The organism is Bariatricus sp. HCP28S3_A7 (genome assembly GCF_052066375.1).
Classification (GTDB): Bacteria; Bacillota; Clostridia; order Lachnospirales; family Lachnospiraceae; genus Allocoprococcus.
Genome location: NZ_JBQHSG010000014.1, coordinates 19,470 through 42,096, shown reverse-complemented (window position 1 = coordinate 42,096; position 22,627 = coordinate 19,470). Strand labels below are relative to the sequence as shown.

General features: G+C 41.3%; 19 protein-coding genes, 1 pseudogene and 1 riboswitch. Of the genes and pseudogenes, 2 read left to right on the top strand and 18 right to left on the bottom strand.

Annotated elements, in window-relative coordinates:
- Window positions 1–64 precede the first annotated feature (64 nt).
- Window positions 65–1,042, bottom strand: a complete 978-nt coding sequence (locus ACTNA4_RS10570) for a 2-keto-3-deoxygluconate permease (RefSeq protein ID WP_441029970.1) — start codon at window positions 1,040–1,042, stop codon at window positions 65–67.
- A 30-nt stretch (window positions 1,043–1,072) separates the two neighbouring features.
- Here ACTNA4_RS10570 and tpiA point away from each other — a divergent pair.
- Window positions 1,073–1,738 (top strand): annotated as a pseudogene (gene tpiA, locus ACTNA4_RS10565) (triose-phosphate isomerase); the annotation flags it as partial.
- 30 nt (window positions 1,739–1,768) lie between these two features.
- On the opposite strand, the gene ACTNA4_RS10560 reads toward tpiA, so the two are convergent.
- From ACTNA4_RS10560 to ACTNA4_RS10545, 4 genes are all read right to left on the bottom strand, one after another.
- Window positions 1,769–2,773 (bottom strand): diguanylate cyclase, encoded by a 1,005-nt coding sequence (locus tag ACTNA4_RS10560; RefSeq protein ID WP_441029950.1) that lies wholly within the window; start codon window positions 2,771–2,773, stop codon window positions 1,769–1,771.
- Between the two features lie 15 nt (window positions 2,774–2,788).
- Entirely contained in the window at window positions 2,789–3,325 is a 537-nt protein-coding gene (locus tag ACTNA4_RS10555) for a V4R domain-containing protein (RefSeq protein WP_441029948.1), read from the bottom strand.
- Window positions 3,326–3,398: 73 nt separating this feature from the next.
- Complete coding sequence (locus tag ACTNA4_RS10550) at window positions 3,399–4,334, bottom strand: carbohydrate kinase family protein (RefSeq protein WP_427806072.1); 936 nt, start codon at window positions 4,332–4,334, stop codon at window positions 3,399–3,401.
- A gap of 30 nt (window positions 4,335–4,364) precedes the next feature.
- Window positions 4,365–5,003, bottom strand: coding sequence for a 4'-phosphopantetheinyl transferase family protein (locus tag ACTNA4_RS10545; protein ID WP_441029946.1), 639 nt, complete (start codon window positions 5,001–5,003; stop codon window positions 4,365–4,367).
- Window positions 5,004–5,158: 155 nt separating this feature from the next.
- Window positions 5,159–5,243: riboswitch (NiCo riboswitch) on the top strand.
- Between the two features lie 158 nt (window positions 5,244–5,401).
- Between ACTNA4_RS10545 and ACTNA4_RS10540 the strand changes: the two genes are divergently transcribed.
- On the top strand, window positions 5,402–6,319 hold the full coding sequence (locus tag ACTNA4_RS10540; protein WP_427806074.1) for a cation diffusion facilitator family transporter: 918 nt from the start codon (window positions 5,402–5,404) through the stop codon (window positions 6,317–6,319).
- A 428-nt stretch (window positions 6,320–6,747) separates the two neighbouring features.
- Here the strand turns inward: ACTNA4_RS10540 and tuf are convergent, their stop codons facing one another.
- The 13 genes from tuf to ACTNA4_RS10475 all read right to left on the bottom strand — a co-directional run bounded on the left by tuf (window position 6,748) and on the right by ACTNA4_RS10475 (window position 22,552).
- A complete protein-coding gene (tuf, locus tag ACTNA4_RS10535) occupies window positions 6,748–7,941 on the bottom strand; it encodes an elongation factor Tu (RefSeq protein WP_427806075.1) in 1,194 nt (397 codons plus the stop codon).
- A gap of 119 nt (window positions 7,942–8,060) precedes the next feature.
- Window positions 8,061–10,178: an elongation factor G gene (fusA, locus tag ACTNA4_RS10530; protein WP_427806076.1), complete on the bottom strand. Its 2,118-nt coding sequence runs from the start codon at window positions 10,176–10,178 to the stop codon at window positions 8,061–8,063.
- Between the two features lie 117 nt (window positions 10,179–10,295).
- Complete coding sequence (rpsG, locus tag ACTNA4_RS10525) at window positions 10,296–10,766, bottom strand: 30S ribosomal protein S7 (protein WP_427806077.1); 471 nt, start codon at window positions 10,764–10,766, stop codon at window positions 10,296–10,298.
- 201 nt (window positions 10,767–10,967) lie between these two features.
- Entirely contained in the window at window positions 10,968–11,390 is a 423-nt protein-coding gene (rpsL, locus tag ACTNA4_RS10520; RefSeq protein WP_427806078.1) for a 30S ribosomal protein S12, read from the bottom strand.
- A 195-nt stretch (window positions 11,391–11,585) separates the two neighbouring features.
- Window positions 11,586–13,349, bottom strand: coding sequence for an LCP family glycopolymer transferase (locus ACTNA4_RS10515; RefSeq protein ID WP_441029943.1), 1,764 nt, complete (start codon window positions 13,347–13,349; stop codon window positions 11,586–11,588).
- Window positions 13,350–13,578: 229 nt separating this feature from the next.
- Window positions 13,579–14,664, bottom strand: a complete 1,086-nt coding sequence (locus tag ACTNA4_RS10510) for a M24 family metallopeptidase (protein ID WP_427820022.1) — start codon at window positions 14,662–14,664, stop codon at window positions 13,579–13,581.
- Between the two features lie 181 nt (window positions 14,665–14,845).
- Complete coding sequence (locus ACTNA4_RS10505; RefSeq protein WP_427806081.1) at window positions 14,846–15,820, bottom strand: ABC transporter ATP-binding protein; 975 nt, start codon at window positions 15,818–15,820, stop codon at window positions 14,846–14,848.
- Window positions 15,820–16,845 (bottom strand): ABC transporter ATP-binding protein, encoded by a 1,026-nt coding sequence (locus ACTNA4_RS10500; protein ID WP_427806082.1) that lies wholly within the window; start codon window positions 16,843–16,845, stop codon window positions 15,820–15,822. Before ACTNA4_RS10500 ends, ACTNA4_RS10505 begins: the two co-directional genes overlap by 1 nt.
- 17 nt (window positions 16,846–16,862) lie before the next feature.
- Window positions 16,863–17,786: an ABC transporter permease gene (locus ACTNA4_RS10495; protein WP_427806083.1), complete on the bottom strand. Its 924-nt coding sequence runs from the start codon at window positions 17,784–17,786 to the stop codon at window positions 16,863–16,865.
- A 10-nt stretch (window positions 17,787–17,796) separates the two neighbouring features.
- Window positions 17,797–18,723 carry an ABC transporter permease gene (locus ACTNA4_RS10490; RefSeq protein WP_427806084.1) on the bottom strand — a complete coding sequence of 309 codons (927 nt, stop codon included), beginning with the start codon at window positions 18,721–18,723 and terminating at the stop codon, window positions 17,797–17,799.
- Between the two features lie 183 nt (window positions 18,724–18,906).
- Window positions 18,907–20,550, bottom strand: a complete 1,644-nt coding sequence (locus ACTNA4_RS10485) for a peptide ABC transporter substrate-binding protein (RefSeq protein ID WP_441029941.1) — start codon at window positions 20,548–20,550, stop codon at window positions 18,907–18,909.
- A 17-nt stretch (window positions 20,551–20,567) separates the two neighbouring features.
- On the bottom strand, window positions 20,568–21,641 hold the full coding sequence (locus tag ACTNA4_RS10480) for a M24 family metallopeptidase (RefSeq protein WP_441025109.1): 1,074 nt from the start codon (window positions 21,639–21,641) through the stop codon (window positions 20,568–20,570).
- A gap of 368 nt (window positions 21,642–22,009) precedes the next feature.
- Window positions 22,010–22,552 (bottom strand): XRE family transcriptional regulator, encoded by a 543-nt coding sequence (locus ACTNA4_RS10475; protein ID WP_441029939.1) that lies wholly within the window; start codon window positions 22,550–22,552, stop codon window positions 22,010–22,012.
- Window positions 22,553–22,627 lie beyond the last annotated feature (75 nt).

The window sequence follows — 22,627 nt, the reverse complement described above, 5'->3', positions numbered from 1 at the left end:
AGGACTTTTTTACCACCATTATAACAAATATTTTCGTTTTCTATTCTGTAAATTTCATTTCAAACTATTCAGCTTTCACTACCTTCTCGTGTGCCCAGCCTTCCGGTGAGTAGATACCAAGCTGTTTCTTCTGCATCATTTTATCAAAGAATGCGGTAATAAACGGTGCAAGGAACAGTGTAATGATAGACGCGGTTGCGCACTGTGCTGTAGCCATATCTACATATCCTGCCATGGATGGGTCAGCTTCTGCAACGGCTGCCGGAGTCATCGCAGAGTTCAGAGCGGTTGTACCAACTGCTGCGCCCATAGCATTTCTTTCCTTCTTCGGAAGAAGAAGATTGAATACGAAGAAGAAAATAGCAGCTGTTGCAGCAGAGATAAGACCAAGCACGATACCGGAAGCTCCTGCTGTGAGGATCGTCTTAACATCGGTCTTTGCTCCAATAGAAATTGTCATAAAGAATGTAACGATCGGCTGTGCGGTTGCACATGCTTTTCTGAATCCTGCATCAAGGTTACCCCAGATAAATCCAATCAGAATCGGGATCAATGTTGCGATCAGAGACTTGAACGGAATAGATGCAAGTCCTGTTGCGCCAAGAGCTACCAGTGTGAAGAACGGTCCGTCGTTCAGAGACAGGATGGAGATTGCTCCTGTATCTGTTGCATTACCAAACTGTGAAGACAGTGAGATATAAAGGGAACCATTTGAGTTTGTAATCGCTGCGATCATAACGAATGGAGTAATGCCAAGGAATCCTGTAGGTCCGCAGATTTTACCAACTGCCAGACCGAGAAGTACACCAAGCACAAATTTGATACCTGTCAGTACAACACCTTTGTAAAGCGGCATACCTACCTGTTTAATGTTAATTGTTGAACCACATACAATAAGGAAGAATCCCATCATACATGCATTTCCTTCGTAGAACAACGCTGTTACATATCCACCGATCTGGAATACCTGTGATACAAATGTCGCAAGCAGTACAGCAATTACCAGTGGGATGATAACCAGTCCGCCCGGAAGGTTTTTCATTTTGTTTAACAAATCAAGATCTTTAGGTTTGAATTATTTATCATCCCGTCCTACACAACACTGGAAAGCGCAACCAGCAAAGTCGATCGTAAATATGTAAAACTCGGTGCACAGAACATGAGCTGGGAAGACCAGGGACAATTTACCGGTGAGATCTCTCCTCTTATGTTGAAAGAGCTTGGCCTGGATCTGGTAATGATTGGCCATTCTGAAAGACGCCATGTTTTCGGAGAAACAGACGTAGAAGAGAACAAAAAAGTAAAAGCCGCCCTGAATCATGGTTTCACCACACTGTTATGCATCGGTGAAACTGCAGAAGAAAAAAAATTCGGCATCAGCGCAGAAGTGCTCCGCACACAACTTAAAATCGGATTCCATGATGTTCCGGCCAAACAAGCAAATAATATTTGGGTTGCTTATGAACCAGTATGGTCCATCGGCGTAAACGGGACGCCGGCGAGCGCAGATTATGCGGAAGAAATGCACAAAGTCATCAAGAACTGTCTGTGGGAGATTTTCGGCGAAGCAGCTGATGAGATTCCGGTTCTTTACGGCGGGAGCGTAAATCCGGGAAATGCAAACGAACTGATTGTACAGCCTTCCATTGACGGACTTTTCACAGGACGTGCAGCCTGGGATGCTGATAAGTTCAACATGCTTATCCGGAATGCAAAGGCCACTTATGAGGCGCAATAAAGGAAAAAATATCGGGTGCAGCCCCAAAAGCTACACCCGTATATATTTTGCTTTATTCTTGATTGCGGCTACAATCATCGCAATATAATTATCGCCTTCAAGATGTCCATATTTATCATTCACATATTTCAGTCCATCAATATCGATATAGCACAACGTAAGCTGTTCCCTCTTCAAAAGAGCCCGCTCCATATACTCTTCAAAATACCGCCTATTATAAAGTCCTGTCCCTGGATCACGATAAGCCTTATCTTCCAAGATCATACCTTTTCTGCGACTTTCGGTAATATCAGTAATAATATGTACGTATACCTCTTTTTCCTTCCATTCAATAGCATAGGTTGTTATTTGATAGATTCGTCCTTCACTGTCTTCTTTTTCCCAAACAGTATATTTATCCGAATCATTTCTTGATATTTTTTTCTCCGTATCTTTCCACTTCAATATTTCATCATGAATTGTCAGTCGTTGTTCACAACCACAGCAGGTACTACATTTTCCTTCCGCGAACTCACCGTCTCCGTTCTTAGACTTATTACAATATACGATCTCTCCCGAATGTGCATCAACCACCATAATACATTCCTGACGCGAATGTGTCAGTTCAATCAGAAGTCGATTATAATTTTCAGCCATTTCCGCTTTTTTCATAAGCAGATTTTCTCTTTCCCGAAGCTGTTCTATCATTGTATTAAAGGCTTCCGAAAATTCCCCAAGATAAGAAACATGCTGGGAATAATCTCCCGCAGCCACTTGTTTCGCCTGCCATGTAAGATGATTCATATTTGCATGTAGATTTTTTAAATTTACACACAAAAAATTCTCTCTTGAGGGGTACGGCCCGGAAAGATTTCCACATGACAAATCCGCCGAATACCGCAGCATTTCCTCCACTGCTTCCTGGAGATACTGCATCCCCTTGCCAAGCTTCTGGAACGGTTCATCCAATTGATCTATATCCAGCCTATTTATCTCCGAATCATACAAGATACTTCTAAGATATTCGAACAGGAGTACACTGTTTTTATCTTCCATTTTATCCGTTCCCTTCTATTTTTCCAGAGGTTCCGCTCTGAAACGGCATACTCTTTCTCCTGTCGCCCAGCAGTCAATCTCTTGTGCTTTATTATTTTTTTCTGTATATTCACTTAAAATTCCTGCAATAAACCCTTCATCATAATTACATACTGTTTCTCCCAAAAGAGGCAGTCCTGAACAGTCAGCATCTTCCGAAACAGTCAGCATAATTGTTCCATCATCACTGTTTACACCTTCTACCCGAAGTACACCTATTTTCATAGTCTCCATCTGTGTCTGCAGATCTCCAAGGAAACGTTCCAAAGGCAAATCGCAATTCAGATAATTCTTCGCAAAAATTGTACCGGCCTGATAACCCGCTTTCCGGAAAATCTTGATCTGCGTTTCCTTTCCATACTCCTCAATAAGCGTGTTTCTAAGAGAATACTCCAGCATACGGTAAACAGCTACAGGAAGGTTATCCCCCAGATTCTCCCTTCCATCCTTCTTATATGCCATATACTCTTCAAATGTAATTTCTTTTTGATTCTCCATAAAAATATTCTTCATCTTTTCAATGCTCCTCTTAATATATTCTACTATACATAAGAGGTTATTGAAAACATTATGTTGCTTAATGTATCTAAATACACCAATTAACTGCACCGGTCACCTGAACCGCATTGGCTCCGCACTGATTGGCGAATTCAGCACATTTCTCAATTTCCCATTGTTCCGACAATCCATAGAGAAATCCCGCCGTAAAGCTGTCACCGGCTCCAGTCGTGTCGATGCATTTCACGTCCCGCACTGCTTCAATATGTTTTTTCCTCTCTCTGGTTCTGATGTAGCATCCTCTCGATCCACATTTGATAATAACGCAGCCGACTCCCGCTTCTATAAAACGTTCAGCAGACAGTTCCGCAGAGTTCTCTCCCGTAAGGAGACACGCTTCTTCTTCATTGGGAATCAGATAGTCCACATAACCAAGCGCATCCGCTACATCCTCCAGACTTTCTCCAAATTTTCTTTTCGTCATATCTGCACACACCAGAATCCCCTGCTCTTTTGCCGTCCTGAAAATATACTCTAATTCACGATTCCCGATCTCAGGAAATACAAAAATACTGGCAAAACATAGAATTCCGATATCATCGGGAAATGGAATATCCAGATCTTCCACTGTAAGCTTCCGAAGGCTCCCATTCTTATTCGTGAGGAAATTCCGTTCTCCATTTTCCTGCACAAGCACGACATTTACTCCTGTTTTTACATTTTCATACTTATTCTTCGTCTGTAAAGCAATTCCCATATCTGTACAATGCCTTCTGATCATTCCGGCCTCTGCATCTTCCCCGATCAGGGTCTGCAAACTCACTTTCTTACCGAGAGACGCTAGAACAGTCGCTTCATTTAGTGCATCTCCTCCAAAGGATATGCTGATATCTTCTGCAGCACTCGATCCCGTTTCAAATACATGTCTGTCTGCAGGTCTGACCATCACATCAAGAATCGATGCTCCGATAATCATGATTTTATCTCTTTCTTTTTCCACCTTTTTTTCATCATTTTCTTCCATTGTTTTACCCTTTCCTTCAATTCAATCTTTTCAAAGGAGAGCAACCCGCATGATTTGCTCCGCGAATTCTTCTTCCATTGCACATACGGTAATCTGATATCCGGAATATTTATATTCTTTCATCAGACAAGGCTGCATATTTCCTTCTCTGGAAATCTTCAAGATATCCGGAAATACCCGGAAACTGTTCAATGCTGTCCGAAGTCCTTCGCCAGTCATTTTCAAATAACTTTCTTTCATCGTCCAGATTCGAAAGAATTCCCGATTTTTGTCTTCATTCGCAAAACTCTCGATCCAGTCGATTTCATCTTCGCAGAAAAACCGCTCTGCAACCCGCTTCGGTGCACTTCCGATCTTCTCGATATCACATCCTACATTATCCTTTGAGGCAGCGCATATCACAACATTTCCAGAATGCGACAGATTAAAGCAGATTCCTTCTGCCTCCGGTTTCCCGTCATCATTTGTATGCACCGTTTTCAAATCCACTCCATGTATTTCGAGCACCTTTCTTAAAAGGAGCCCGGCAGCCAGGCATTCTCTCCTCGCCTTTTCATTTCTGAGTTTTAGGTACTTTCTTCTGCGTTCCTCCGTCAAAAGTTTCAGCGCACCTTCTATATCATTTATCTTCTCCAGATCCTCTATGTCTGCCAAATACAAATGCATCATCGTTCTTACTATACTCCCGTGATTATTAAATGCTTAATACAATTGATTGTATTATAAAAAATTTAGCAGTTCAAGTATATACACGTTTTTTGCTTGACAATTCTCCTATATTTTGCTATATTATCTTCAATACTCTTTGCACTGCATATTAATCTACAGTACAAACTGAGCAGGCCGTGGCATATGCCAAGGGAGCCGGGTCACATAAGTGGCAGTGGATAACGCATCCGCGGGACAGTAGTTGCTTTTACTGGGTTCGTGGGTGTTTTTTTATTACATGGTCATATTTTTTATATGACATCTCATTTTCTCCCCACTTCATATACGAAGAAACACCCTTTCGACAATCAAGCAAGTGACATAGAGCTATCATACTTTATTAACAGGAGGTAACTTTTATGGGAACAAACAACACAAATCTTTCCGAGCCGTCTTCTTCTGATTATTTCGAAGCAGTCGCGACAAAGGTAACTATGGTAAGTATTATCGGCAATTTTATCCTCTCGGCTTTTAAGCTTCTGGCAGGTATCCTCGCACATTCCGGCGCGATGGTCAGCGATGCAATTCACTCGGCTTCCGATGTGTTCAGCAGCATTATCGTAATTATAGGAGTGAAATTATCCGCCAGAGATTCCGACAAAGAACATCCTTATGGTCATGAGCGCTTCGAATGCGTCGCTGCCATTATACTGTCCGTGGTGCTTCTATTCACCGGACTCGCAATAGGAGCAGAGGCTCTTCAGAATATTATGGGTGGAAATTATGAATCTCTCGCCATCCCCGGACAGCTTGCACTTATAGCTGCTTTGATCTCCATCGTCACGAAGGAAGCCATGTACTGGTATACTCGAATCAATGCCAAACGAATCGATTCCAGTGCACTAATGGCCGACGCCTGGCATCACAGAAGCGACGCACTCTCTTCCATAGGTGCTTTGATCGGTATTGCAGGGGCCCGCATGGGATTTCCTATTCTTGATCCGATTGCGAGCCTGATCATCTGTTTCTTTATTGCGAAAGCAGCTTTGGATATTTTCAAGGATGCAATAGATAAAATGGTAGATCATTCTTGTGATATTGATACAGAAAATGCCATTAGACGCCTCGCAGAATCTCAAACCGGTGTAATGGGAATTGATTTCCTTCAGACCCGCGTATTTGGCAATAAGATCTATGTTGATATTGAAATCAGTGCTGACGGAAACCTCTCACTGAATGAGGCACATGAGATTGCTGAGAAAGCACATGATGCTATTGAAAATGAATTTCCGAAGGTAAAGCATATTATGGTGCATGTGAATCCTTATCAGGGATAAAAGAGATATATTTTTTGTATGTATAATACGTTAAAGGGGAAGATATATATCTTCTCTTTTTTAACGGCCCGCTTTTGATGTATTGGAAAACTTATCTCCGGCATGCTTTTGGTATATTAGAAAACTTATTTCTGGCATGCTTTCTACACAGAATAATATCTTATATCAAATCAAATATTCCTGAATTAATGTATCAATTAAGCCAATATTAATTGGCAATGCCTTTGTTTCAACTGTCCCTTCTGCAAATGCTTTTTTCTCATACGTCACTTGTTCCCATCTTTTTACATATTCTTCTGAAGATATATAGTAAGGGTTGATAAGAGATTTTTTAATTTTGATACATAAGATATGTTTTTGATACCAAAATCCCGGGAAACTAAAGTTTCCCGGGATTTATATTTTACAATAATGTTAATTCAAAGAAATTATTCGATGATTTCTTTAACTACACCAGAACCTACTGTACGTCCGCCTTCACGGATAGCGAAACGAAGTCCCTGCTCCATAGCTACTGGATGGATCAGTTCACATGTCATTTCTACGTGGTCACCAGGCATACACATTTCTGTTCCTTCTGGAAGTTCGCAGACACCAGTTACGTCTGTTGTTCTGAAGTAGAACTGTGGACGATAGTTGTTGAAGAATGGAGTATGACGTCCACCTTCATCTTTTGTTAATACGTAAACCTGAGAAGTAAATTTGTGGTGGCATTTTACTGAACCTGGTTTACACAGACACTGTCCTCTTTCGATTTCGTTTCTCTGAACACCACGAAGAAGTGCACCGATGTTGTCACCAGCCTGAGCTTCATCAAGAAGTTTACGGAACATTTCAACACCTGTTACAACTACTTTACGGTTTTCTTCTTTGATACCAACGATTTCTACTTCATCAGAAACATGAAGAACACCACGTTCTACTCTACCAGTAGCAACTGTTCCACGTCCTGTGATAGAGAATACGTCTTCTACAGGCATAAGGAATGGTTTGTCTGTTGCACGTTCTGGATCCGGAATGTATGAATCTACTGCATCCATAAGTTCCATGATCTTGTCTCCCCATTCTCCTGACGGATCTTCAAGAGCTTTCAGAGCTGATCCCTGGATAATCGGAGTGTCATCTCCCGGGAATTCGTATTCATCAAGAAGTTCACGAATTTCCATTTCTACTAATTCAAGAAGTTCTTCATCATCTACCATATCACATTTGTTCATGAATACAACGATGTAAGGAACGCCTACCTGACGAGAAAGCAGGATGTGCTCTCTTGTCTGAGCCATAACACCATCAGTAGCAGCTACAACGAGGATAGCACCATCCATCTGAGCAGCACCAGTGATCATGTTCTTAACGTAGTCAGCATGTCCCGGGCAGTCTACGTGCGCGTAGTGACGTTTTTCTGTCTCATACTCAACGTGAGCTGTAGAGATTGTGATACCACGTTCTCTTTCTTCCGGAGCTTTGTCAATGTTTTCGAAATCTACTGCAGCGTTACCAGGTACTCTCTGAGAAAGAGTTTTTGTGATAGCAGCTGTTAAAGTTGTTTTACCATGGTCAACGTGTCCGATGGTACCGATATTACAATGCGGTTTTGTTCTTTCAAATTTAGCCTTTGCCATTTTGAATATCCTCCTTAAATATAGCACCCACTTTGGGCATTTTTAGTTTCGATGTTTTAACTCGGCTAATTCTGATTATATTTCAAATAATACAGTTTTTCAAGCCTTTTTCGCATTTTTTATGCGTTTTTGTTAGATAATACCTTTTCCTGTACAGACTTCGGAACCGGTTCGTATTTTTCAAAGAACATTGAGTAGTTTCCACGTCCCTGTGTTCTCGAACGAAGGTCTGTAGAGTATCCGAACATTTCAGAAAGCGGTACATAACCTCTTACGATCTTTCCTCCGCCAAGATCATCCATACCTTCGATACGTCCACGGCGAGAGTTGATATCACCGATTACATCGCCCATGTATTCTTCAGGCATGGTTACTTCTACCTTCATGATAGGCTCAAGAAGTACAGGCTCAGCTTTCTTCATCGCATCCTTAAATGCAAGGGAACCTGCAATGTGAAATGCCATTTCAGAAGAGTCAACTTCATGGTAAGATCCGTCATAAACGTTAGCATGAATACCAACAACCGGGAATCCACCAAGAATACCAGCCTTCATAGCTTCTTCGATACCTTCACCTACAGCCGGGATATATTCCTTCGGAATTGCACCACCGACAACGGTAGATTCAAACTTGTATGTCTCTTCTCCGTTAGCATCCATTGGTTCAAACTTAACTTTACAATGTCCGTACTGTCCACGACCACCGGACTGCTTAGCATATTTGCTGTCAACGTCAACTGCCTTGGTAAATGCTTCTTTGTATGCAACCTGAGGTGCACCAACATTAGCTTCTACCTTAAATTCACGAAGAAGTCTGTCTACGATAATTTCCAGATGAAGCTCACCCATACCTGCGATGATGGTCTGACCTGTTTCCTGATCTGTATGAGCACGGAAGGTCGGGTCTTCTTCTGCAAGTTTTGCAAGTGATTCACCAAGTTTACCCTGAGAAGCTTTGGTCTTCGGCTCAATAGCAAGCTCGATAACCGGTTCCGGGAATTCCATGGATTCAAGAATAACCGGATGCTGTTCATCACAGATTGTATCACCGGTAGTGGTGAACTTAAATCCGATTGCAGCAGCAATATCTCCTGAATAAACCTTATCTAATTCCTGTCTCTTATTTGCATGCATCTGAAGGATACGTCCAACACGTTCTTTCTTTCCTTTTGTTGCATTCAGCACATAAGATCCAGAATTCATTGTTCCTGAGTAAACACGGAAGTACGCCAGTTTACCTACGAACGGGTCAGTCATAATCTTGAACGCCAGAGCTGAGAACGGCTCTTCATCGGATGAATGTCTTTCAACTTCATTTCCGTCTTCATCCACACCCTTAATAGCCGGAATATCAGTCGGAGCCGGCATATATTCAATAATTGCATCCAGAAGTTTCTGAACACCTTTATTTCTGTAAGCAGAACCACAGCAAACAGGTACAGCTGTACACTCGCATGTAGCTTTTCTTAAAACTGCTTTCAGTTCATCATTTGACGGAATTTCATCTTCCAGATACATCATCATCAGATCATCATCTAATTCACAGATCTTTTCGACTAATTCCTGGTGATAAAGCTCTGCATCATCCTTCATATCTTCCGGGATCTCACAAACTGTAATGTCATCTCCCTTATCATCATTGTAGATATATGCTTCCATTTCCATAAGATCAATGATTCCTTTGAAATCATCTTCCTTACCGATTGGAAGCTGAAGAACGATTGCGTTCTTACCTAATCTTGTCTTAATCTGTTCTACTGCATTGTAGAAATCTGCACCCAAAATGTCCATCTTATTGATGAAAGCCATTCTCGGTACATTGTATGTGTCTGCCTGACGCCATACGTTTTCTGACTGAGGTTCAACACCACCCTTAGCACAGAATACACCTACGGCACCATCAAGTACACGAAGTGAACGTTCAACTTCTACGGTAAAGTCAACGTGTCCCGGAGTATCAATGATGTTGATACGATGTTCGAGAGCACCTTTTTTCGGCTTTGTATGGTCTTCCAAAGTCCAATGACATGTCGTAGCTGCTGAAGTAATTGTGATACCTCTTTCCTGCTCCTGTTCCATCCAGTCCATGGTAGCAGTTCCTTCATGAGTATCACCAATCTTATAGTTAACACCGGTATAATATAAGATACGCTCTGTAAGAGTTGTCTTACCAGCATCAATATGTGCCATAATACCGATATTTCTGGTTCTCTCTAATGGATATTCTCTTCCAGCCAAGATTTTGTCCTCCTAATATTTGTCGCGCAGATTCGTCTCTATGCGCAGCATAATGCAGGCACTGTGAGACGATCTTCTGCATCTTGTTTCCGGAACATTTTATAATATGTCCCAGTTTTAGAAACGGTAATGAGCAAATGCTTTGTTTGCTTCTGCCATCTTGTGCATATCTTCTTTTTTCTTTACAGATGCACCAGTGTTGTTTGCTGCATCAAGAATTTCATTTGCCAGTCTTTCTTCCATTGTCTTCTCTCCTCTTTTACGAGAGTACAATGTAAGCCAACGAAGTGCAAGAGCCTGTCTTCTGTCTGCTCTTACTTCAATTGGTACCTGGTATGTTGCACCACCGATACGTCTTGCCTTTACTTCAAGTACTGGCATGATGTTGTTCATTGCTTCTTCGAACACTTCGATAGCCGGCTTATCAGCCTTTGCTGCAACTCTTTCAAATGCTCCGTATACAATCTTCTGTGCTACACCTTTCTTACCATCTAGCATGATGTTGTTGATAAGTTTTGTAACAACTTTGTTATTGTATAACGGATCCGCTAATACGTCTCTTTTTTGAGTATGTCCTTTACGTGGCACGGTCCTTCCCTCCTTATACATATTGGCAAAGCCTTCTGGCCCTGCTTGAATAATTCATCGGTACTCACATGTGTCTCTCTATGTGTCATCAGCTCACGGGACATCCTGATGCCAGAGATGGGCATTTATCTGGATTAAACCCGCAACCAACTATAATCCTCATAGTTCTGTTTGTGATACGATAACTTTGTTGTTTCGTTATTATTTCTTAGCGTCTTTTGGTCTCTTAGCTCCGTATTTAGAACGAGCCTGACGTCTCTTTGCAACACCTGCTGTATCAAGTGTTCCACGAACGATATGGTATCTTGTACCTGGTAAGTCCTTAACACGACCACCACGAATCAGAACAACGCTATGTTCCTGAAGGTTGTGTCCTTCTCCTGGAATGTAGCTTGTTACTTCGATTCCGTTAGAAAGACGTACTCTGGCAATTTTTCTAAGAGCTGAGTTCGGCTTTTTCGGTGTAGCTGTCTTAACTGCTGTACAAACACCTCTCTTCTGCGGTGCAGATGTATCCGTAGCTTTCTTTCTCAGAGAGTTGTATCCTTTCTGGAGAGCCGGAGCGGTAGATTTCTTAACAGCTGTCTGACGACCTTTTCTTACTAACTGGTTAAATGTTGGCATCTCTTTCACCTCCTATGATGTAATAATTGGTTACGTTTTAAACATTGTCTGTTTAAATGCACGCAAAAATAACCGCACGTTTCTTTGCACGCTAGGTTATTGTATTATATACCGCAAGAAAAGTCAAGGCATTTACCGGAAATATTTTGACGAATATTTTCCAGTAAATGCCTTTTTCTTTGTATATTATATATTCTATTGTCCAACGACAGTTGATTCTTCAAGCACTTCGCCCGCTTCAACACGGTTGACCAGATCAATAATATTTGAAACGGATGTTTCGTCCGGGATACATACATACAATAATGCATCTCCGGAAGAATAACAATATTGCTTATCACCAACACCTTCGGCTGAAACAGAATAAATATTCCACTCTGCGTTCGTTCGAAGCTGTGTCTTAATCAAAGACTGGATCTGATTCATACTGAAATTCGTATCAACGCCGTCACTCACACTTGCAATAATATCGGAAGCACCTCTTAACATGGACGGAGACATCATCTTTTTAATGATTGCAGTAATAACAGCCTGCTGATGTCTTCCGCGAGCATTATCCCCATCGGCAAGAGCATGACGTTCACGACAGAACGCCAGTGTTTCTTTTCCGTTCAGATGATTCATGCCTTCATTAATATGCTCAATCATCCCGGAATCCTGTCCCGTATCAAACTCTGCATCCGAGTCAACATCCAAACCACCCAAAGCATCTACAATATTGATCATGGAAGTAAAGTTTACCCGTCCAAAGAACGGAATATCCATGTGATATAATTCTTCCAGTGTATCCATAGACGCCTCAATTCCGTATATACCTGCGTGTGTCAGTTTGTCATTCTGACCACCTGAAATCCCAGGTATCGGGACATAATAGTCTCGTGGAGTCGTGATCAGTAGAATCTGATGGCTTTTCGGGTTCACAACCGCAACAATGTTCACATCACTTCTATCACCTGACGTAATATCATCATAGGTATCCATTCCGCTTAAATATACCGCAAACGGCTCAGTTACACTGGTATCTTCCGCGGCATTCTCTATCTGAACAACAATACTATGTTTATAGATGACCTTGATTTCATTCTCAAATTCAGGGATCTGCTCTGTGATGATTCCGGTCTGACCAGAGCTGTAAATCATCGCATCTGCTTCTCCTGACAAAAGTCCCTGAGCAGCTTCAATCGTACTTGAATACTCCTTCTGGACTATTTCACTTCCCATTTCTTTTTCTATCTGGCTAATTGCCGACTTCGTCTGATCCGCATTGGTTGCATACTGTACGCCATAAACATAATCCGTTGTGTCCGTCAGCTTTTGTGCACTGTCATCCTGCCGAACCGCAACTACCATAGAACTGGTCATTGTATTGCTGCCGGTTATCTTCTGAAATGCATTATTGATCTTACCAATGTAGAAAGATCCCATCGCCAGAATGATACACAGAATAATACAGAATATCTTACCACCTATCCCTTTTCCCTTCGCACCTATCTGAGTCAGTAGCGTGATTCCTAGCAAAATAAGAAGTACTCCTACTAGTACCATAATATATGTAATTGTCAGCATGTCAAAGAACATTACATTCACTGTAAAAACTACAGACAAAACGAACTGGATGATAGCCAGTATAATTCCTATCGTTTTGCTCACAACGTTCTTTCTTCTTCCGCGTCTTTTCCGCTTCTTACCCTTACTATCATATGTAGAACTTCCATTCTTAGAATTCTTCATATATTCATTCTTATTCTTTATCTTAGCAGATGCCGTTTTTTTCCTTCTTTTAGGCTCAGGCTGATAATATCCATCATCATCGTAATATCTGGCCGTTGTTCTTCTGTCTTCTTCAAAAGAATACCGGTTTTTCCCCTTAGTCCGTCTGCTCACTTCGCGGCTGTTGCTAATGTTCCGTTCATTTCGATTTTGGCTGTTATTTCCTGCTCTATTTCTTTTCTGGCCCATGTCCTCTCTCTTTCATTCATCTTATGTCGGGCGCATAATTCCACGCTGCCTGCTTCCCAGTTGACCGCCCCTAGACTTTGTTACAATTCTATTACGTCCTTTAACGTAAAATTTACAATTACAATTGTATATCATAACGGTTTTTATATCTATTGTCAACCGCTTTCAGTCCATTCAGTCACTGTCAAATCTTAAAAATTCATGAAATACGAACCGGTGTTCTCATCCACTATTCCATAGGTACCACAATCAGATCTTTTGGAAACTTATTCAGAACTTCACATCCGTCCTCCGTAATCAGTACAAGGTCCTCTATTCGAACACCGATCCCCTCTTCCATAAGATAGATTCCCGGCTCAATCGAAAAGCACTGCCCCGGTTTGATTATTTCTTCATTGACTGCTGAGACATCCCCATATTCGTGATCTTCAAGTCCAATGGAATGGCCTGTACGATGTGTAAAATATGCCCCATATCCTTTTTCTTCTATATAATTACGGCAGGCAAAATCAACATCACACCAGCGATTTCCAGGTTTTGCAGCCTCAATTCCTCTCTGCTGTGCTTCTTTTACAATCTCGTAAACCTCACGCGCTTTGTCCGAAACCTCACCAAGGAAAACAGTTCTTGTCATATCAGAGCAATAATCATTCAAAATACCGCCGATATCAAGGACAACACTGTCTCCTCTTTTACCCTTTGATCCATCTGTTACATGATGCGGATCAGCTCCGGATTTACCATAAGCCGTTATTGGATCAAAAGAAACTCCTGAATGTCCTGATTTCTCATATAAGCCACGCACGATCCTGTTTAATTCCACTTCGGTATATCCTTTGGCCGTCAATGGAATAAGTTCTTCCATTACTCTATCATTTGCAAGTGATGCTTCCCTTAACAGTTGTTTTTCATCGTCATTCTTCACCTTTCTGATTGCATCTACAATGAGAGAGCCATTAACAAACTTACTTTCCGGTTCCAATTCCTGCAGTCTGAGAAGAAATTTTGCAGGCCATGTCTTGTCAACTCCGATTGTTTTGCCTTTTTCAACAAATCTACTTAAGATTTCTACTCCATCCTCAATATCATCGTACCATACAAGTTCAACACCAAGGTCTTTTTCCTGTGGAAACAACTTATTGACTACCAGTTTATGCCCGCCGTTAATATTTAAATATAATGCGAGTAATCTTTCCCCCGGAACGATCTTCTTCCCTGTCAAATAAAAAATTGCCATAGGATCAGAAATAATCATCTGCGGTACTTCTTGTTCTTTCATTAAATCAAGAATACGATTCAGTTTATTTGTATCCATTTTATTCCTCCTGTTTATACATCATTTGATATATATTTTTTCAATTGAATCAATTATATGCTCTTTCCGTATTTCTGTCAACAAAGGCAAAATCGACCAAAAAGTCCCTCCCGACCTTTTTGATATCTGAAAGGCAATAAAAAGAAGCCTTTCAGATTCGAAAGACTTCCTTCTATTTTCTTTACATATTCTCTGTAAGATGACATGCAACCTTATGTCCGGGTTTGATTTCATGTAACTGTGGCATTTCATTAAAACAGCGTTCTGTTGCATACTGGCATCTTTCAGCAAATCGGCAACAGTTCTTCGGATTGATCGGACTTGGGATCTCGCCTTTTATCGGAATACGCTCATTTGCTTTTGCTTTTTTCGGATCTGCTTCCGGAATTGCAGACAGAAGAGCCTTTGTATAAGGATGTGTCGGGTTCGAATAGAGCTCCTCCGTCTCGGCTGTCTCAACGATCGTCCCCAGATACATAACTACCACACGATCCGAAATATATTTTACAACACTCAAATCATGAGCAATAAACAAATAGGTCAGTCCCATTGTTTCCTGCAGATTTTTTAGCATGTTGATCACCTGTGCCTGAATAGATACATCAAGGGCCGAAATCGGTTCGTCACAGATAATGAATTCAGGATCTACAGAAAGTGCTCTCGCAATACCGATACGCTGTCTTTGTCCGCCAGAAAATTCATGCGGAAAACGAGACATATGATCTTTATTAAGACCGACTGTTTTCAACAGCTGTTCAACTTTTTCATCGACTTCCTTCGCAGACATTCCATGCTGCTTCAGCCCTTCTCCAACAATCTCTTTCACCGTCATTCTCGGATTCAATGAAGAATATGGATTCTGGAAAATCATCTGTACTTTTTTGCAGAACTCTTTCTGCTCAGTTTTATTTAATTTAGAAATATCTTTTCCATCATACAATACCTGACCGCTTGTAAGGTCATACAGACGAATCATACAGCGACCTGTCGTTGATTTTCCACACCCGGACTCTCCAACAAGACTGACCGTTTCCCCTTTATAAATATCAAAGCTGACATCATCTACTGCTTTCAGTGTTGCTTTTCTGTTAAGCTGGAAATACTTACATAAATTTTTCACCTGTACGAGAGGCTGCTTTAATTCTTTATTTTCCATTATTCCACCTCTCCTTTCTCAGCCGGAACTTTTCTCAAATCACTGTCCGGTGCAAATTCATGCTGCAGCCAGCAGCAGGTCTCGTGCTCACCGGACAAATCATATGTTTCCGGAGGCATCTCATTACAGATATCCATGCAATATTCGCAACGTGCGGCAAATGGACATCCTACCGGTGGGCTGAATAGATCTGGCGGAGTTCCTTCGATCGGTTTCAGTTTTTCACCTTTTGCTGTATCCAATCTAGCAATAGACTGCATAAGTCCCTTAGTATACGGATGCGCCGTGTCATAAAAGATTTCTTCAGCAGTACCTCGCTCTACAATTTTTCCTCCATACATAACAAGAACACGATCACAAAGCTTTGCAATAACGCCAAGGTCATGTGTTATCAGAATAATAGAGGTTCCCAATGTCTTCTGAAGATTCTTAAGCAGTTCAAGGATCTGTGCTTCAATCGTAACATCCAGTGATGTGGTCGGTTCGTCTGCAATTACAATACTCGGACTTCCTACCAGCGCAATTGCGATCATAACACGCTGCTTCATACCACCTGAAAGTTCATGCGGATACTGTCTATATCTCTTCTCCCCATCAGAAATACCAACTAGTTTCAGAATCTCAAGCGCTTTTTGTTTTTTTTCTGCAGCACTCATGCCTTTCTTATTGACAAATACTTCTTCAATCTGTTTACCGATTCTCATCGTCGGATTCAAAGAAGTCATTGGGTCCTGGAAAATAAATCCAATCTCTGTACCGCGAATCTGGCGCAGTTCCTTTTTATTCATTTTCAGAATATCTTTCCCTTTGTAAAGGATCTCTCCACCCTCAAAGAATCCCGGTGGTTCCGGATTCAGTCTCATAATACATGACGAAGTAACGCTCTTCCCACATCCTGATTCTCCAACGATTCCAAGGATTTCTCCCGGACGCACTTCAAAGCTTACATCCCGTACTGCTTTTACTACTCCTCCGTATGTACGAAAGGAGAATGTCAGATTTTTTACTTCTAATAAATTTTCCATCTCTTCCTACTCCTTTCTTACTCAGTTCCTCTAAGTTTCGGGTCGAACGCATCGCGAAGGCCATCACCTAACAGGTTAAGTGCAAGCATTGTTGTACAGATCAAAAATGCCGGAACAACTACCTGATACGGATGAATTCTCAGTTGCGCAATACCATCTTTCGCCAGAACACCCCAGCTACAGTTCGGCGGCTTAATACCAAGACCGATATAGCTCAGGAATGCCTCCTGGAAAATTGCTCCCGGAATTGCCATGGTAAGGTTCGTAATGATAAGTCCCATGATATTCGGCAGAATATGTTTTACAATTATAACAATGTCAGGCACACCAAGAATTCTTGCAGCAGCCACGAAATCCGATTCACGAAGTTTCAGCACTTCTCCTCGAACGAAACGGCAGCTCCCGATCCATCCTACGCAGCACATCGCAAGGATCAGACAGTGGACTCCATTACCAATAACAACCATCAGCAGAATCGTAACGATCATGCTCGGAATACCATAAAGTACATCTACGATTCGCTGGATGATCATATCCACTTTTCCTCCATAGAAGCCGGAAATACCTCCAAGGAGTGAACCTGTACAAGCATTAATAATACTTGCTGCAAACCCAATTGTAAGGGATACCCTTGCACCTTTCCAGGCACGAACCCAGAGGTCTCGTCCAAGAGAGTCTGTACCAAACCAGTGATTTGCAGAAAAGCTCTGATTCATCTCGGCAACACTTTGTGTTGAAAAATCATATCTGCTCAGCATCGGAGCAAAGATTGCCATAAGTACATAAAATCCGATCAAACACAAGGAAAAGAATGCAACCTTATTTTTGCGAATTCGTCTCCACGCATCCTGCCAGTAACCGATATTCGGACGTGAAATGGACTCCATGCTCTGAATATTTTTACCTACTACTTTAAATTTATCTCTTGTTATCTCTGCCATTTCCTGTCACCTACCTTTTTTTACCGCTGAGACGAATTCTCGGATCAACGATACCATACAGAATATCTACTACTAAAATAGCGATAATCAAGAATGCTCCATAGAAGATCGTCATTCCAAGCACAAGTGTATAGTCATTCATATTGATACTGTCTACATAATGTTTTCCCATTCCAGGAATTGCAAATAAGGCTTCGATTACGAAAGTACCGGTAAGTACAGAGGCAACTGTCGGTCCCATAATCGTAATAATCGGAGTAATCGCATTTCTGATCTGATGTTTTATCGTAATTCGTAAATCAGAAAGCCCTTTTGCCTTAGCTGTCTTTGTGTAATCAGACGTAACAACTTCCAGCATACTCGAACGCATTAAACGAGATACAGAAGCCAGTGTATAGAATCCAACAGCAATCGATGGAAGAATCGTGTGTTTAAAGCTTGTATACTGCGCAACCGGAAGAATCTTCCATTTGATTCCGAAGAAATACTGCAATACAGATCCCATAATAAAGTCCGGCATAGATGTACCGATAATCGCAATCAAAATACAGAAAAAATCAAGCTTTTTCCCACGATTCAGCGCTGCAATTATTCCAAGGATCAGTCCGAAGAACAATGCAAAGCAAAGGGAACGGATACCAAGGTCTGCAGAATACGGGAAAGATTCCGCAATAATCTGATTAACAGTTCTTCCTTCATACTTCATGGAATATCCCAAATCTCCGTGAAGTACATTCTTCATATAAGTTATGTATTGAACCGGCAACGGTTTGTCCATACCATAATACGCTTCCAGATTCGCGCGGATTTCCGGTGTCATTTTATCACTGGAAAATGGATCACCCGGCATCAAACGTACAAGAACAAACACTACACTTGTCAGAACAAACAATGTGACGATTGCAAGTAAAACTCGCTTTGCAATATATTTTGCCATTTGTGCTTCTCCTTTCTTCAGCCCGTTTCCTTAACGGTTTTGATTATCCCACACCACATGCCCCTCCGGATAATCAAAACCGTTAAAGAGGAAGGGAAACTATACTTTTTCCCTCCCAACAAGTTTTATTACTTAGTCAGAGAGGACAAACTGTCCTCTCTGACTAAAATATTATATAATATTTTATTCTGCAAGATCTGCATATACCAGGTTGAAGTCATATCCTACAAAGTAAACATTGAAGTTTTCAAGCTTCGGATTTACAAGATACTGTTCACGACGGAGCTGCAGCGGAACAAGTGCTGAATCTTCTCCGAGGAAGATCTGCTCTGCTTCGAACAACATATCCTGTCTCTTTGCAGCGTCTGTCTCAAACTGAGAAGCTTCCAGCAGTTCATCATATCTAGGATTGTTATATCCTGAATGGTTGTACTGTCCATCGCTGATCCAGAGTTCCAAGTAAGAATAAGCATCTGAGTAATCCGGTACCCATCCCGTAACTACCATATCATATTCTTTAGTCTGTTCCATTTCAAGTCTCTGTTTGTAAGTAACCTGTTTGATTTCTACTGTGATTCCAAGGTTCTTCTGGAACTGTTCCTGAAGAACTTCTGCCTGCTTTTTAGCACCTTCTGTATCAGTTGTAAGAAGTTCAAGCTTGATATCTGCTGCATTGTTTACGCCCAGTTCAGACATAGCTGCTGCAAGATATTCTTTTGCTTTTGCATCATCATTTTCAAGCGGGAATGGTTCATATGGATATCTCTCACCATATGTAGAATCCGCTGCTGTTACGTTCGGAAGAACAAGTCTCTGTGCCGGTTCGTAAACATCATTATTAACAAGCGTATTGTATTCAGAACGATTGATTGCATAGTTAAGAGCAAATCTTAAGTTCTTATTTGCAAGAAGCTTGCCTTCACTCTGGTTCAGCATGATGTAATCATCCGCACCTGTGAAGTAGAATTCTGAATCATCTGCATACTGTTCTGTCATTTCTGTAGGAACAATTGTAATATCAACTTCGCCATTCTCCCACATAGCAACTGCTGTCTTAGCATCAGCGACTGTCTTGATGCAGATTTCGTCAAGTTTTACACTGTCGGCATCCCAATAATCCGGATTCTTTGTCATAACAAGCTGATCACCATGTTTCCACTCAGTCATCGTGAACGGTCCATTATATGCTGCTTTTTCAGGATCTGCTGCATATTCTTTTCCATATTTTTCTACAAGGTCTCTTCTTGCTGGTCCAAGTGCACACATAGATGCCATTGATTCGAAATATACCGCCGGATGTTCCAGAGTAATTTCTACAGTCTTGTCATCAAGTGCCTTAACACCCAGTTCTTCAACAGAAACTTCACCATTATTTACAGCTGTACCGTTTTTCAGGATGTAACCGATAAATGCATAGTCACAAGCTTCTGCCGGATCCATCAGTCTCTGCATACCGTAAACATAATCATCTGCAGTTACATCCACACCGTCACTCCATTTCAGGCCATCGCGAAGATGGAAGGTGTAAACAAGTCCGTCATCAGAAACTTCCCAGCTTTCTGCTGCGTCTCCTCTCACTTCTCCTTCTACATTTCTTGTAAGGCAAGCCAGCATATGGATATTTGCTGATGCGGAAGAAATGGAGTTACTATTCTGCGGATCTGCTGACGGAATGTCTTCACGCAGAGTATATGTAACTCTTTTCTTACCTGTACCTTCTGTTTCACTGCTGTCATCGGATTTCTTTGATCCAGGTGTACCGCAGCCTGCAAACATGGTAACTACCATAGCTGCAGAAAGTAATGCTGCTAATAATCTCTTTTTCATAACTTTTCCTCCTTCATTTAAAGTTCTATTAGCTCATGTGTAGCACTTATCAGGTTTTCATATCCGTCTTTTGTGACAATACCCTGATCTTCGATCCGGACACCGCCCCAGCCTGGAATATAAAGTCCTGGTTCTACCGTCATCACGCTGTTCTCCGGAAGAATATTCCCACAATTTGCTCCAATATTCGGAAGCTCATGTACGAACAGCCCTACTCCATGACCGATTCCCGTATAGTGATACTGGAAATATTCGGTCCCTTCAATTGCTTTGAGTGACGCTTCATAACAGGATGTGCCCGTCACTCCCGCTTTGACAGAAGCTTCTGTTTCTTCTGTCATCCGTCTGCAGAGATTGTATACTTCTTTTTGTTTTTCATCCGCTTTCCCTACAACAACGGTTCTTGTCATATCTGACAAATATCCTTTGTACTGGCATCCATAATCCATCAATACAAAGTCGCCATATTCGATTGCCTTATTACTCGGAATTCCATGGAGAAGCGATGTTCTCGCTCCTGATATAAGAATTCCTCCGTAAGGCTTGGTATCAGCTCCTTCCATTACCATGTAATGGGCAAGCTTTGATGCAAGTTCTTTCTCAGTTACACCCACACGCACGTCTTTCAAGATTTTTTCAAATGCTCTGGATGCAATATCACATGCCACTGTCAGGTTCTTAATCTCTTCAGGCGTCTTCACCGCACGAAGTTCTTCTATTACGTTAAGAGTGGGAACCAGCTCAACTTTCATGGCATCCTGCATGGATTTCCATGCTCCAAATGTGAGATAATCCTGTTCAAATCCTATTCTTTCAACTTTTTCTTCTTCAGCACATAACGCAACTGCTTCCCCTATACTGCGGCTCCTTGTGCTTCGCCAATTCCTGATTTCATACTCCGGGCATTCATATGATGCCTGTTCAGTATACCGCGGATCTGTAAGAAAGTACTGTTTACTTTTCGTAATAAAAAGAAAAGAATCCTCTCCTGTATATGCACTGACCGCTCTCACGTTAGCCGGCTTCGCCACATAAAAACCATCCAAACCTTCCTTCTCCATGTACTCTCTCAGTTGTTCAATCTTACTCATTGCAATCCCCCAATTTCTATACCGTATACTAGAACGCAGTCTATTTTGATAATAAAAAAGCGTCATGATTTTCATCATGACGTCCTTGTCTTCCCAAGTCATAGTTTCACGCTATGACGTCCGCTTATGAAATTGTATTGAAAACCCTTTCTTTCACGCTTGACTAAGCAGAAGGTTACGTGAAACCGGAAGCCAACCATCTGTTTCTAGTATTGCAGATTCTCATTTATTATTTTCACGAAGATGATTTTTTCTTCATCAATATGATTTTTCTATTATATCCTTTATTTCACCTTGTGTCAAGGGAAATATGAATTTTGCTATTTTTTTCACAATATCCTTTTTTACTTTAATCCACTTAAACTCAACTATTTTCTATGGTATACCCAAAGACTGACCGACTCTTTTTCACCGGTGTTGTATATACAATGACGTTCTCCCTCTTTGATATATGCCGAATCCCGCTCATGCAATGTGTATTCTCTTCCTTCGATAATCAAGTTCAGACATCCGGATATCACCGTGCACATTTCGTCACGATTGTGACGATATTCCTTTTTTTTAGGCGGTTCCCCTGGCTGTATCGTAATATATTCATAAACATAGTTGGAACGTCTGAAATCTGCTATATTAACAACTAAGTTCTCATCCGGATAACTTGCCTCTGTGAGTTCTTCCTTGCGAATGATTGTTTTCGCCTCACATTCAGACTCAAGAATGTCAACGATACTGATTTCCAGCGATTCACAAATCCTGGCAAGGTTATCGATTGTAGGAGTCGTCTTATTCTGTTCCAGCATGCTCAGATACCCTACTGACAATCCGGTATACTCCGAAAGGCTTTTAATTGTCATCATCTTTTTCTTCCTGTTTTCTCTGATTCTCTCCCCAAGATGGCGTATATCCAACATCTTCCCACCTCATTTTTGCAAAGTAATTTTGAATATGTCGTTAATAATAGCTAATTTTTTTCAAATTTGCAATAT

Bases quoted from the DNA above. Each gene is read 5' to 3' on its own strand.
- ACTNA4_RS10550 (WP_427806072.1), bottom strand. From the start codon at position 4,334: ATGGAAGAAAATGATGAAAAAAAGGTGGAAAAAGAAAGAGATAAAATC.
- ACTNA4_RS10495 (WP_427806083.1), bottom strand. From the start codon at position 17,786: ATGGCAGAGATAACAAGAGATAAATTTAAAGTAGTAGGTAAAAATATT.
- ACTNA4_RS10555 (WP_441029948.1), bottom strand. From the start codon at position 3,325: ATGAAGAATATTTTTATGGAGAATCAAAAAGAAATTACATTTGAAGAG.
- ACTNA4_RS10500 (WP_427806082.1), bottom strand. From the start codon at position 16,845: ATGGAAAATTTATTAGAAGTAAAAAATCTGACATTCTCCTTTCGTACA.
- ACTNA4_RS10485 (WP_441029941.1), bottom strand. From the start codon at position 20,550: ATGAAAAAGAGATTATTAGCAGCATTACTTTCTGCAGCTATGGTAGTT.
- tuf (WP_427806075.1), bottom strand. From the start codon at position 7,941: ATGGCAAAGGCTAAATTTGAAAGAACAAAACCGCATTGTAATATCGGT.
- ACTNA4_RS10505 (WP_427806081.1), bottom strand. From the start codon at position 15,820: ATGGAAAATAAAGAATTAAAGCAGCCTCTCGTACAGGTGAAAAATTTA.
- ACTNA4_RS10540 (WP_427806074.1), top strand. From the start codon at position 5,402: ATGGGAACAAACAACACAAATCTTTCCGAGCCGTCTTCTTCTGATTAT.
- ACTNA4_RS10480 (WP_441025109.1), bottom strand. From the start codon at position 21,641: ATGAGTAAGATTGAACAACTGAGAGAGTACATGGAGAAGGAAGGTTTG.
- ACTNA4_RS10570 (WP_441029970.1), bottom strand. From the start codon at position 1,042: ATGAAAAACCTTCCGGGCGGACTGGTTATCATCCCACTGGTAATTGCT.
- rpsL (WP_427806078.1), bottom strand. From the start codon at position 11,390: ATGCCAACATTTAACCAGTTAGTAAGAAAAGGTCGTCAGACAGCTGTT.
- ACTNA4_RS10490 (WP_427806084.1), bottom strand. From the start codon at position 18,723: ATGGCAAAATATATTGCAAAGCGAGTTTTACTTGCAATCGTCACATTG.
- ACTNA4_RS10560 (WP_441029950.1), bottom strand. From the start codon at position 2,773: ATGGAAGATAAAAACAGTGTACTCCTGTTCGAATATCTTAGAAGTATC.
- ACTNA4_RS10515 (WP_441029943.1), bottom strand. From the start codon at position 13,349: ATGGGCCAGAAAAGAAATAGAGCAGGAAATAACAGCCAAAATCGAAAT.
- ACTNA4_RS10475 (WP_441029939.1), bottom strand. From the start codon at position 22,552: ATGTTGGATATACGCCATCTTGGGGAGAGAATCAGAGAAAACAGGAAG.
- ACTNA4_RS10510 (WP_427820022.1), bottom strand. From the start codon at position 14,664: ATGGATACAAATAAACTGAATCGTATTCTTGATTTAATGAAAGAACAA.
- ACTNA4_RS10545 (WP_441029946.1), bottom strand. From the start codon at position 5,003: ATGATGCATTTGTATTTGGCAGACATAGAGGATCTGGAGAAGATAAAT.